Origin of the sequence: Winogradskyella sp. J14-2, assembly GCF_001971725.1 — a bacterium.
Classification (GTDB): Bacteria; Bacteroidota; Bacteroidia; order Flavobacteriales; family Flavobacteriaceae; genus Winogradskyella.
Genome location: NZ_CP019388.1, coordinates 1,478,255 through 1,490,900 on the forward strand (window position 1 = coordinate 1,478,255; position 12,646 = coordinate 1,490,900).

The 12,646-nt window shown below is 34.8% G+C and carries 7 protein-coding genes; 1 reads left to right on the forward strand and 6 read right to left on the reverse strand.

All coding sequences use genetic code 11. The features are described 5' to 3' along the window. Window positions 1–32: 32 nt before the first annotated feature. Window positions 33–1,595 carry a protein adenylyltransferase SelO gene (locus BWZ20_RS06865; protein WP_076618116.1) on the reverse strand — a complete coding sequence of 521 codons (1,563 nt, stop codon included), beginning with the start codon at window positions 1,593–1,595 and terminating at the stop codon, window positions 33–35. A gap of 171 nt (window positions 1,596–1,766) precedes the next feature. On the opposite strand from BWZ20_RS06865, the gene BWZ20_RS06870 reads away from it, so the two are divergent. Then, window positions 1,767–3,038, forward strand: coding sequence for a Pycsar system effector family protein (locus BWZ20_RS06870; RefSeq protein WP_083677170.1), 1,272 nt, complete (start codon window positions 1,767–1,769; stop codon window positions 3,036–3,038). Here the strand turns inward: BWZ20_RS06870 and BWZ20_RS06875 are convergent. From BWZ20_RS06875 to BWZ20_RS06895, 5 genes are all read right to left on the reverse strand, one after another. Further along, the gene (locus tag BWZ20_RS06875) at window positions 3,028–5,406 is read right to left on the reverse strand and encodes a GAF domain-containing protein (RefSeq protein ID WP_076618119.1); all 2,379 of its coding nucleotides are present in this window, start codon (window positions 5,404–5,406) and stop codon (window positions 3,028–3,030) included. The two genes, BWZ20_RS06870 and BWZ20_RS06875, sit on opposite strands and share 11 nt — an antisense overlap. A gap of 128 nt (window positions 5,407–5,534) precedes the next feature. Further along, a complete protein-coding gene (locus BWZ20_RS06880; protein ID WP_076618122.1) occupies window positions 5,535–7,646 on the reverse strand; it encodes a glycoside hydrolase family 97 protein in 2,112 nt (703 codons plus the stop codon). Window positions 7,647–7,667: 21 nt separating this feature from the next. Further along, entirely contained in the window at window positions 7,668–9,326 is a 1,659-nt protein-coding gene (locus BWZ20_RS06885; protein ID WP_076618125.1) for an alpha-amylase family glycosyl hydrolase, read from the reverse strand. Next, window positions 9,326–10,741 (reverse strand): alpha-amylase family glycosyl hydrolase, encoded by a 1,416-nt coding sequence (locus BWZ20_RS06890; protein WP_076618127.1) that lies wholly within the window; start codon window positions 10,739–10,741, stop codon window positions 9,326–9,328. The genes BWZ20_RS06885 and BWZ20_RS06890 overlap by 1 nt, the downstream gene beginning before the upstream one ends. A gap of 2 nt (window positions 10,742–10,743) precedes the next feature. Continuing rightward, on the reverse strand, window positions 10,744–12,636 hold the full coding sequence (locus BWZ20_RS06895; RefSeq protein ID WP_076618130.1) for an alpha-amylase family glycosyl hydrolase: 1,893 nt from the start codon (window positions 12,634–12,636) through the stop codon (window positions 10,744–10,746). Between the last annotated feature and the right edge of the window lie 10 nt (window positions 12,637–12,646).

Consider the following 12,646-nt stretch of genomic DNA (forward strand, 5'->3'; position numbering starts at 1 on the left):
GTTTTTGTAGCTTAAAATGGTATGAGATAAAGTTAAGAACTGCATGAGAGCATGGAGCATCCTGCTTTGTGTCTTGCCCATTCTGGGCGTTTAGCAAACCACTTTTGGTTTTCTGGTTGATTATTATATGGTTTTTTTAGCATTTTGAATAATTCATCAATTAAACTATAATCACCTTCGTTTGCTTTGTCTATTGCTAACTGTGCCATATAATTTCTAAGTACGTACTTAGGGTTTATGGCGTTCATTTTTAATTGTCTCTCGGAATCTGTTAATGATTCTGAATTTAATCTTTTATCGTATGTATTAAACCATACTTCCCATTTTTTTTTCTTGTCATCCCTTATTTCTTCTGGATTGTAAAAGGCAGCTTGAACTGTTTTTATTCCCTCATCAACACTACCTTTCTCATGATTAGATAGTAAACGATAAAAAATCGTCATATCCGTTTCTGAAAGTAAAAGGCAATCTTCTAAATCTTTAATTAATTGTTTATCGCCTTCAGCTTTGATATCTAACCCCAATTTTGAACGCATCATATCTAAAAATTGGGTTTCAAAATCTTTTTGATAGTAATTGAGTATAGTTTCAAACGGTTTTGCTTCTTCAACTAAAGGATATAAGGCATTGGCAAGTTGCAGTAAATTCCAAAGTGCAATATTGGGCTGATTACCGTAACGATAACGCTTATGCTCTCGGTCTGTAGTGTTTGGTGTCCAGCCAAAATCAAAACCTTCTAACCAGCCATAAGGTCCATAGTCTATTGTTAATCCTAAAATTGACATATTATCAGTATTCATTACGCCGTGTACAAAACCGACACGTTGCCAATGAATAATCATTTTTAAAGTTTTATCTGTAACTGCTTTAAAAAAGTGTATATAGACATCTTTTGAAGGTGTACCGAGTTCTGGATAAAAATGCTTTATAGTGTAATCTGTAAGCTTTTTAAGACTTTCCGTATCGTTTCTAGAAGCAAACAATTCAAAATTACCAAAACGAATAAATGAAGGTGCTACTCTGCACACAATAGCCCCTTTTTCATAAGCTGCATTACCATTATATAGCATATCTCTTAAAACATTGTCCCCAGAGCTTATAAGGCTTAAAGCTCTTGTTGTTGGCACTCCTAAATGATGCATAGCTTCGCTACACAAATATTCTCTTACCGAAGATCTTAAAACGGCTAACCCATCGCCTTGTCTAGAGTAGGGTGTTTCTCCAGCACCTTTAAGCTGTACAGCCCAGCGTTTTTGGTTGTGTTGTACTTCGAATAAATTGATTGCTCTACCATCTCCTAGCTGACCAGCCCAATTACCAAATTGATGGCCTGCATAGGCCATTGCATATGGGTGGGTATTTTTATACACCTCAGCACCAGAAAAAATATTTAAAAAAGCATCAGAATCAACTTCATTGTTTTTTATCCCTAAATTTTTAATCATTTCTGGTGATGCATGGATTAATTTTGGAGACGTGGGTACTTTTGGGGTAACAAAAGAAAACATTGCGCCAAATACTTTACGTCTCGTATTTTCTAAATTTCTGTCTGGCGATAACACTTTATTAAATGTGTCTGCAATATTTAAATTCATTAAGCGAAGTTAGCTTTTGTTTTGTATGAAATTATTCCTTGTCTTAACAGACAGACTAAGAAGCATGTCTGATTTATAAAAATACGATTTAGTAATTACTAATAGCTCTAATTAAATGTTAAGTCTTGTAATTTTTGTAATTTAGACGTAACAAAATAATGTACGTTACTTATGGCACAGTCTCTTATTGAAGACACACAAAAATATGTTTTTAACCTCTTAACCGATAAGCTTCCTAATACTTTTATATACCATAACTATACGCATACACAGCGTGTATTAAAAAGCACTAAAGAGCTTATTGAAAATTCTGATGTGTCTAAAGAAGAAGCTGAAATACTCGAACTCGCAGCCTTGTTACATGATATTGGCTATTCTGTTAGTGCTGAAAATCATGAGACCGAAAGTGTAAAACTTGCAAAGATTTTTTTGAAAGAAAAGGGAGTTGACGAGAGAATTATTGCAGCTGTTTCAGCCTGCATAATGGCAACAAAATTTGATGAAAAGCCTAATAATAAACTTCAAGAAATTATTAGAGATGCCGATGCTTCGCACTTTGGTAAAAAATACTTTGATGAAGCTAGTGAATTTCTTAGAAAAGAGCTAGAGTTACGTGGCATTAAAAATTATACTCCTGCCGAGTGGCGTACAGAAAACATAAGGGTTCTAACAGAGCATAATTTTTACACAGAATATGCACTAAAAAACTGGCAACCTCGAAAAGAGAAGAACTTAGCCAAGTTAATGGGCAAAAAGAAAAAACGCAAAAAGAAACTTGATGTTGAAAAACTAAAAGCTAAATACAAAGCACAGTATAAAAATGAGAGTCCAGAGCGCGGTGTACAAACATTTTACAGAACTGCACTAAGAAATCATATTAAATTGAGTGACATTGCAGATACTAAAGCCAATATATTACTTTCGGTAAATGCTATTATTATTTCGGTTGTACTTGCTAATCTTATTTCTAAGTTAGATACTAACCCATATTTAACGTGGCCAACTATTATTTTCTTGTTCTTTTGTGTTATTTCTATGGTACTTTCTATAATTGCTACTAGACCTAACGTTACTAGTGGTGAATTTACCAAGGAGGATGTAAGAAACCAAGAGGTTAACCTCAGTTTTTTTGGTAACTTTCATAAAATGGAACTAAAGGAATTTGAATGGGCTATTACAGAAATGGTAAAAGATAAAGACTACATTTATAAAGCCTTAACTAAAGACTTATACTTCTTAGGGAAAGTATTGGAGCGAAAATACAGATTACTTCGCATTACCTATACTGTTTTTATGATTGGTATCATTATATCCCTAGTATCTTTTGCTATTGCGGTTAAGAACAACCCTAACGTTGATATTGAAGACGTAATACCTGAAACTAATACTGAAACAGGTTTTATTAACTTTACAAAACACAGTAATAACGACTTTACGATTTAATAGTATCCATTAAATCGTTATAGGTATAAAAGTTTTTATTATCATTTTTATTATGATATAAAATACTAACCCTCAAAGCCTTAAGCCCTGTAACACCTTGTAAGTCTTCGAGCTCTAACACTTCTAAATCTTTATCTAATATATTTTTTGACTGAAGAAAACCAATATATCTTTTGTATTCGTCCTCATCCTCCTTTTGCGAATATACTATGGTTAACTTGCCTTTTTCGGTAATTCGTTCTTCAGTTCCTTTAATAAACGCCTTGTCTACACGTTTTTTTACTACTTCGTAACGTGCGTTGTAAGTACCATCAACATCAAACCGCTTTTCATCCATTCTAAAACGAATAGAAAGTGGCTGGTTAAATACCAAGACCATTGAGGCAACATCTAGGCTAATTGGATATTCGTGCTGATTTTGGTAGTAATAATTTTCCATTTCGCACATGACCTGCAACTGCCATAATCTTAAGTTATAAAGGTAAATTACATTAAAACTATCTTGCTTAGTAATGGACTCGCCAATATACATATTATGCTCAACACCATCGGTTTTAAAACGTTCAAAAAAATGTGGATACATGGCTTGAGCCTCTAATTGCTTCTCATCAATTAAAGATGACATGTTAGTATTAATCAATTTTACAGTATCGTCATAGTGCTTTCTATAAAAGTAGATAACACTTAGATCTTTATCTATCTTATTTAAGTAGTCTTCAACATCTTCTATTAAGTCTGAATGGGTTTTTGCAATTAAATCAAAAACAGGCTTAACTTCATCCCTCAAAAATACTGTAATCTCGTGTTCGCTATCTACCTTAAAATCGGTCTTGAGGCTATTATAATACTCACTTACCTGAAATTTAATCTGCTCAAATATTGGTAAGCTTCTATTTTTAATGGCTTTAGTTAGTATTTTTTCTGCTAAATTTAACTGAAGGGATAAATCTTTTTGAGTTGCTTCGTTTCTTGCATTGGAAGATCCTTTAACATCTACTTGGCCATATAATGGGTAAACATTTTCAAAGACAATTTTTCCAAAAGTTGGTGATTCTCCAGTTTCGTACTCGGTTTTTATGAAGGTTTTGGCTTTTTGCACAAATTTCCAATGTACACTTGGGTGTATAGATGTGCATTCTTTTTGAATAATGGCTTCTATTAGGTTCTCTTCTTCACTCTTTGAGCGCTCAACAGCAGATACAATATAGGGCATAATATCTACCAATTTAATAGCATTAATACTGTTAAGGAGCTTTGGTTCTTTAGATACAATTTCTAACACACCCATTAAACCTGTTTCATTGGCTATAGGTGCTAAAATAGCACTTTTAAAACCTTGCAAATGTAATGCGCTTAGATGTGGTGACTTACCCTGAGATTTATTGTAAAAATGATCAACATCTGAAATAGAAAAATAAGAGTTGTCCTCTAACAATTTTTTGTAAGACCAACTGCATAAAGCATCTTCACAAACTATCTTGTCTTCCTTATTAAGTAAAAAACTTTTTATGCCTGCACCATTTACGCGCTCAAAAGCATTATCTTCTTCATTATAGATAGAAAAACCTACTTCTATATTTCTAAATCCAAATAGGGATCTGAAAATTTCGTAGAAATTTTGCATGAAATTTTCATCTTGACGCTTATTTTCACTAATTAATGAGGATTTTATATTAGATATAGACTGGTCGTCCGTTACATCAAAAATGTTAGAAATAACAAATCCTTTAAAGTCATAGCTATTGGGTGGAAATTTTTCTTTCCATAATTCTAAATTATCAAAGTTATCTAGCAGCTCCTCATAGTCTTTTTCTGTAATTTTTGGCGCATTAGGTCTTGGTAAAATTTCCATAAAATCTACATTGTATAAGATTTTATAGTACCTAGTTATACCCTTAACGTCTGGTATTTCGTACAAAAAAGGACGTTTAAAGTTTAGATCGTAACCATAGCAATCCTTTAAAATTATAGTACAGGCTAAGATATATGTTTGCTCTATTGGCGTGTCCATAACCTTGAGGCGAAAGTTGTCACCAGCATTTCTTATAATGGTCTTGAGACGCTCTGAACAACTAAAAACGTGGTCGTAAAACGGTACTACCGCTGCTTTTATCTCATTGTGAGTTAATAGTGGATTAAACGTATCCCTTAATATTATCGCAATATTTTCTTCTTGTTTTTCAAATACCGAAAGGTCACTAAACCCATCTTTTAAGACAGGGTTAGTATTGGCTATCTCTAGAATTTGCTTAGCATTCTCAACTACAGCCTTATTGTCAGATTCTAAAAACTCCTCGTACTTTTCTAGAAGTTTATTAAAGCTAACTTTGAGAATAAAAGGTGATTCTATCTGTTGATTTATATCCATACTTTAGGGATCTTTGCAATGTAAAGTTACAAATATTATGGTAGTCGTTTATGTATAGACTTCCTTACAGACAATTTGTGACCCTAAAACTTTAGTTTATCACTTCTTTTAGCGCTATTATCTTGTGGTTATATTTTAATCAAGCTTATTGCAAAACCTCCACCTTCAGCTAGATTTACACTCAATTTTGAACCTTTTGAAATATCAATTTTTTCAATGGAAATGTCTAACGGATTATTGTCCCAATGAGCATTTTCACCATCCCTATAAATAATGGCTTCATATTTTTGGTCCTCATCTAAAAAGTCGAAGGTTAGATCTAGGGTTCTGGCATTTTCATCGGTAATACCACCAACAAACCAATTACCCGTTTCTCGCTCTTGCCTAGCTATAGTTACATAATCACCAACTTCGCCATTTAACACTTTGGTTTGTTGCCAGTCTACACCAACATCTTTTATAAATTGAAAGGGTTCTGGATTGGCTTCGTAATGCTCTACCAAATCTGCTGCCATTTGTATAGGACTATAAATTACAACATATAACGCTAATTGTTGCGCAATAGTAGTATTCACCTGATTATTTGGCTTGTATTCATCAAACTTAATATTGAAAATTCCTGGCGTATAATCAATTGGTCCTGCTAACATTCTTGTAAATGCCACTATTGGCAGGTGCTCTGGTGGGTTACCACCATCGCTTGCCCAAGCGTTAAACTCTTGTCCACGCAGACCTTCGCGAGAGATAATATTTGGGTAAGTTCTACGTAGACCTGTAGCTTTAATAGGTTCGTGTGCGTTTACTGCCACTTGATATTTTGCAGCTTTTATGGCCGCATTGTTATAGTGGTTGACCATGTATTGACCGTGATGATATTCTCCTTTTGGGAGAATTTTACCAACATAACCCGACTTTACGGAATGCATTCCGTATTTCTGCATTAATGCGTAAGCTGTATCCTGTTGTTTAGTGTAGGTCTCCGTAGCAGCAGACGTTTCGTGGTGCATTATAATTTCTACACCTTTTTCATTGGCGTATCTTGTTACTTCCTCTAAATCGTAATCTGGGTATGGTGTTACAAAATCAAAAACCCCTTCTCTGTCTTCAAAACCAATCCAATGTTCCCAACCAGTGTTCCAACCTTCAACCAAAACACCACCAATATTATTTTTTGCTGAAAAATCAATGAAACGTTTTACGTTTTCTGTGGTAGCTCCGTGTTTTCCGTGTGCACCACCTGTGTCTGTCCATGTACTCATATTTTGGGTCATTCCGTAATCCCAAGACGATTTTCCCAGGTGCATTTCCCACCAGATCCCTGTGTACTTCATTGGTGTAAACCAAGACATGTCGTGGATTTTAGTTGGCTCATTAAGGTTTACAATTAGGTTAGATTCTATTAGGTCTGGTGCATTATCGGTAATTTGAATTGTTCTCCAAGGTGTTTTAAAAGGTAGTTGTCGCTTTACCTTGTAATCTGTGTTTTCTGAACCTACTAAAATACTTTCAAAAGTTAAATTTTTGGTATCTACACCAAGTGTCATACCCGAATAATCTATTAGACCTGCCTCATGTAAACTTAAATGCAACCCGTCTTCTCCAACCAAAGTTACAGGTGTATTTACTGCATTATTAGGTATATAAGTTTGTGCTAGGTTTTGGTGATTTGCGTATTGCAATGCGTCAATTTCCGATAGTTTTGTGGTATTGTATAGATGCTCATAAATATCCCAATCACCGGGAATCCAGAAAGTTTTATAATCTTCTGTAAGATTAAATTGTGTCTTTTCTTCTTTAATTAAAGCTTCCGTCCAGCCCTCTTGCTGCTGAAATTCGTACCTAAAGCCAATACCATCGTCATGAACTCTAAATACAACATTAACAGATCTCTCTGTATCCTTTTCAATTAAAAACACAATAAGTTCATTGTATGTATTTTCTACTTTTAACTGTTCTCCCCAAGGCATTTCCCAAGGGTCATCTTTAGATACTGTCCCGAAAGCTTTTATTTCGAAATTGTCTTTAAGAGGAGCTGCATCTGTAAACTCAAATCCTAAAAATGAGGTATCTACTACCACTCTGTTTCTATACAGCACTTGGTATGTTGGCTCACCTTTTTCCGTTAAATTAAAATTAACTGTTACTGCTTGGTTTGGTGAACTGACACTTGCTTTTTTTAGAGACGAACTACATGATACCATTAAAAGTGCTAGGACAATTATTGAAGCGATATATTTCATGTTTTATTTAAGTGTGTTGTTTTATTGTTTTTCTATAAGTACGATATTATGATCTGAATCTAAAATTATATTTCCATTTTTTACAGTTGCCTTTTCACCTGAGTAGGCGTCGTGCAGTTTATCACCCTCTTCAAAAATCTTTGAAACATCAATCACTTTTTTTCCTTTTGGTAAATCTAAACCTACAATGACTAAATCTTTGTAGTCTCCGTTTTGATAACTTCTATAAAACAAATAAGGGTCTTGAGTTATCATTTGATGTCTACCAGCTCCGATAGCAGGATGTCTTTCTCTAAATTTACCTAATTTTTGCCAATGTGTTAGAATGGCTTTTGTTTTTTCGTCTGAATTTATGGCATCCCAATTCATAAATGAGCGCAATGTTGCATCACCTTGCGTATCTTCAATTATCAAAGGTCTTGCAGACTCGTCGCCGTAATATACTTGTGAAGTACCTGGAGATAACAGTAATTTGTTAGCGGTTTCTAATGGTTTTTCCCTTTGGGGATCAAACGGGCTACCGTCATCGTGAGAACTTAGATAATTTAAAACGCCAAAGCCATTTAGTTCACCATTCAATATATCTGAATACTTTTTGAACAACGCTTGATTATCCAGTTCTTTTGCATTCCATTTAAACTCAAAATTGATTTGTTCGGTAAACATATCGTCATAAAAGTTTACTTTTTTATCTCCATAATCAAATAGCTTTCCACCACTGACACCATAGTTGTATACCTCGCCTACCAAATAAAAATCATTGTCGTCTAAAACTTTATCTGGATTGTTCTTTTTGTATTTGGCAAACGCGTAATCACATTCTTTTTTAAACTCCTCCCAAACATAAGCTTCCGTATGCTTTACCGTATCACATCTGTAACCGTCAACACCAAATTCGGTGATATAATCCGTTAGCCACTTCATAATATAAAAACGTGGTGCTCTAGGATGTCCTGTTCTTTCAAAAAAGGCATCGAGTTCTTTCATTTCTTGTTCGTAGCGGCCTTCTGCTTTCCATTTCTTTACCAATTGAGGTGGTAATTCTACATTTTCGTTGCTATCCGTTTTTATGTCTGGTAAATTTTTTACCAACGTACACGTTACCGTGTTTTCGTAATTATTGTATTGACACTGTGGACTTGTCCTCACCCAATCTTCTGGCCAAACCGGATCTTTTTCAGTAACAGGACCTGTGTGGTTAATCACAGCATCTAAAACAACGCGAATACCATTATTGTGAGCAACTTTCACTAACTCATGTAAATCTTCTTTTGTGCCATAATTTGGGTCTATGTTTGTCCAGTCCTTAGCCCAATACCCATGGAAACCATAAGTTACTCCAGTGCCTTCATCAGTTCCGCCATGGATTTGCTCTACAATTGGTGTCATCCAAATGGCATTTATACCCAAATCGGTGAAATAGCCTTCGTTAATTTTTTGTGTAATCCCTTTGATATCGCCACCTTTAAAACCTCTAAGCTTTCCGGTTTCTTTTGTTCTATCGAAGTTGATGTCATTAGATGTGTCACCGTTATTAAAACGATCTGTTAGCAAAAAATAAAGATTAGCCCCTTCCCAATCAAAGCGTGTTTGTTGTTCCTTATCATCTCTATTAACGTTTTGAGCTTTACAACCAAATAATGAAAAAGCTAGAATTATTACTAAAAAATATCTATACATTACTTCTTAATTAAAATTTTATATTCCCAAGGGTTAAGTTCAAAAGCATCACCCACTAATTCCAATTCTTCATTAGACAAATAATTCAAAAACTTGCCTTTTGGCATCGCAATTTTATTTCCTGCATCAGAAAAATTACCAACAAACAAAAGTGTCTGTTCATCTTTAGAACGCTCAAACATTAAAATATCGCTTTCTGTATTCAGTCGTTTATAATCTGCAGCATTTTTACCACCATTAAGCGCTGGATTAGTGTTTTTAAGTTCACCTAATTTTTTCAACAGATTGAAATATTCGCCTTTTGTTTTAGGAATTGAATCCTTTTCAAAAAACTTAAGACGGTGATCCATATCGTATTCTTGTCCGCTGTAAATTAAAGGCATTCCAGGCATCAAAAACTTAAGTGCTGTGAACAATTCCTTTTTATCACCCATTCGTTCTTTTATCGTACCATTCCAAGAATTCTCATCGTGATTGGTGATGAAGTTCATTAAGATATCGTCTTCATCATAATCGTTTGAAACCTTGTTTATGTATGCATCAAAATCTTCTGTTGTTTTTTCGCCTTTTGCCATTGCGTTCATTAAATGATGGCCATCCCAAGCATACGCCATATCAAACAAATCTCCATCTAATAATTCTGGTTCCCAAGCTTCGGCAAGCATAAAAACGTTGGTTTCACTTCTTAATATTGAAATAGCCGTTTTCCAGAAATCTAGTGGTACCGAACCTGCAACATCACATCTAAAGCCATCTACACCTTCTTCCTTTACCCAGTACAACATATCTTCAATCATTTCTTGGCGCATACTTTGATTGTCGTAATTGAGATCTGCGACGTCTGTCCAATCCGTGCCTTTTGGATGAATGATTTCACCAGACTCGTTTTTTGTATAATATTCAGGATGATTTTTTATCCATTCGTGATCCCAACCTGTATGGTTTGGTACCCAATCTAAAATCACGTAAATTCCGTTTTCGTGAGCGGTTTTAACTAGTTCTCTAAAATCTTCTTTGTTACCAAATTCAGGGTTGATTTTAGTAAAATCTGTTACTGCGTAATAACTTCCTAAATATTTAGCTTGTTCTTCTTCTGGGAATTCTGAAGCAAACTTTCCTCCTTCAGCCTTTCGTTTCGTTTCTGAAATTGGGAATACAGGCATTAACCATATCACTTTGACTCCCAACGCTTTTAGCGTTGGAATGTCTTTTGTAAATTCATCAAAAGTACCTTCTGGTGAATATTGACGAATGTTAGCTTCGTAAATCACGGCAGTTTCCAAAACCTCATCTGAAATCGGTTCAATTTCAACACTCGTTTTTGGCTCGTCTTCTATTATTTTGCTTTCTTTTTTTTCTTCTTTACAATTTGCAAACAGCGCAATTGCAAAAAAGGTAAATATTAGTTTTTTCATGATTACTTTATCTTAAGTATAAATGATTCTAAAGGTTTTATATCAATACGAACTTGGGCTTTACCGCCTTCAACTTTTAAAGTTGAAGTATAATTCTTGTACAACTGGTCTTCAACTTGATAGTCGCCATCTTTCAACTTTAATTTTGAGATTAAATCTTCTGGTAATTGCAATTCAAAACCATAAATGTTTTCAGCATTAAAGTTTGAAATTATAATGAGTTTTTCATTAGCACTCCAACGTGCAAAACTTAAGACTTTATCGTTATACCATTCTGTATGTTGCTGATTATAGTGTTGCAAATCTTGATAGTCTCCCATTAAAGCATCACTGGTAATGGTGAAGTTTAACAAGCGCTTGTAGAAATCTCTCAAGTTTTTTTCGGCTTCGGTAGATTGGCCGCCATCAAACTGTTTGTTGTTTACCCAACGCACAACGCTAGGCACACTTCCGTAATCGAAAATGGATGTTCGTATTGGGTCACCAAAACCTAAATCTTCTTCAGCTTTTTCACCCAATTCCTGACCAAAATAGACCATTGTTGGTGAGGTACTTATGGTTGCAGAAACGACCATTGCTGGTTTTCCTTTTTCAGCATTACCAGCAAAATCTGGACTTGCAATACGTTGCTCGTCGTGATTTTCTAAAAAGTGAAGCATATGATGCTCAATATCTTTTAAATCCTCTTGAATTGGAGGAATGTTGTACGTACTTCCATGACCTTGCATTACGTGTTTTAAGGTATCATACAATTGTACCTTGTCGTACAAGTAATCCATTTTTCCTTTTTTGATGTAAGCTCTATACAAATGTGGTTGGTAAACCTCAGCCAATAAAAATGCCTCTGGATTCTTCATTTTAATGTGGGAATTCATGTAACTCCAAAATTCTACAGGCACCATTTCTGCCATATCAAATCGGAAACCATCTACACCTTTGGCTGTCCAATACAGGGCAACGTCTTTAAACTTTACCCAAGAACTAGGCACTGTTTTGTCTTTCCAAAAGTTATAATGTGCTTTATAATCTTTGTTATCGAAACCTTCAGGAAGTTCGTCAAAATCTTTTTTGCCATCTGGATTGATTCCATAGTTCACTTTTACGGTTTCGTACCAATCGTTCATATTGGGCTGCGACGCTCTTGAACCATTACCTGTCCATTTTGCAGGAATTTCTTCAAACTTTCCGTCAGCTTTGGGATGATTTTCGCCTCCTAAAGGCTGATAACCGTTTTTCCAATTGGGCACTTTAAAAGCTTCACCTGGATTGTAATAAAAGTTGTTATTGACTGCGTAAGTCACAGTTTTATCATCTTCTGCTCCAAAATCCGTTGTGCCTTCAGGATTAGTTAAACTCTGATAATTTCGAGCCACGTGGTTTGGAACAATATCTATTAACACTTTTAAACCTGCGTTGTGCGAACGCTCGATTAAGGCTTCAAACTCTTGTAATCGGTTTTCTACATTTTCAGCTAAATCTGGATTTACATTATAATAATCCTTAACCGCATAAGGCGAACCTGCACGACCTTTAACGACATCAGGATCATCGTTAGAAATTCCGTATTTTGAATAGTCGGTAATTACACCGTGATGTGGCACACCTGTGTACCAAATATGTGTCACTCCCAAATCCTTAATTTCAGCAAGTGCTTTATCCGTGAAATCGTTGAATTTACCAACTCCATTTTCTTCTAAAGTTCCCCAAGGTTTGTTGTTGGTATTGGTATTTCCGAATAAACGTGTAAACACCTGATATACGACTTCTTTCTTTTTTATTTTGGGCATTTTTTCTTCGGTTTTGTCGGTAAGTGTAGTCCTTTCTTTGGTTTCATCTTTGCAAGCCAAAATGGTAAGCAATAGAAACGCTATAATGTATGTTGTTTTTGTTTTCATTATTGTTAGT

Coding starts and splice junctions, on each gene's coding strand:
- BWZ20_RS06865 (WP_076618116.1), bottom strand. CDS start 1,595: ATGAATTTAAATATTGCAGACACATTTAATAAAGTGTTATCGCCAGAC.
- BWZ20_RS06870 (WP_083677170.1), top strand. CDS start 1,767: ATGGCACAGTCTCTTATTGAAGACACACAAAAATATGTTTTTAACCTC.
- BWZ20_RS06875 (WP_076618119.1), bottom strand. CDS start 5,406: ATGGATATAAATCAACAGATAGAATCACCTTTTATTCTCAAAGTTAGC.
- BWZ20_RS06880 (WP_076618122.1), bottom strand. CDS start 7,646: ATGAAATATATCGCTTCAATAATTGTCCTAGCACTTTTAATGGTATCA.
- BWZ20_RS06885 (WP_076618125.1), bottom strand. CDS start 9,326: ATGTATAGATATTTTTTAGTAATAATTCTAGCTTTTTCATTATTTGGT.
- BWZ20_RS06890 (WP_076618127.1), bottom strand. CDS start 10,741: ATGAAAAAACTAATATTTACCTTTTTTGCAATTGCGCTGTTTGCAAAT.
- BWZ20_RS06895 (WP_076618130.1), bottom strand. CDS start 12,636: ATGAAAACAAAAACAACATACATTATAGCGTTTCTATTGCTTACCATT.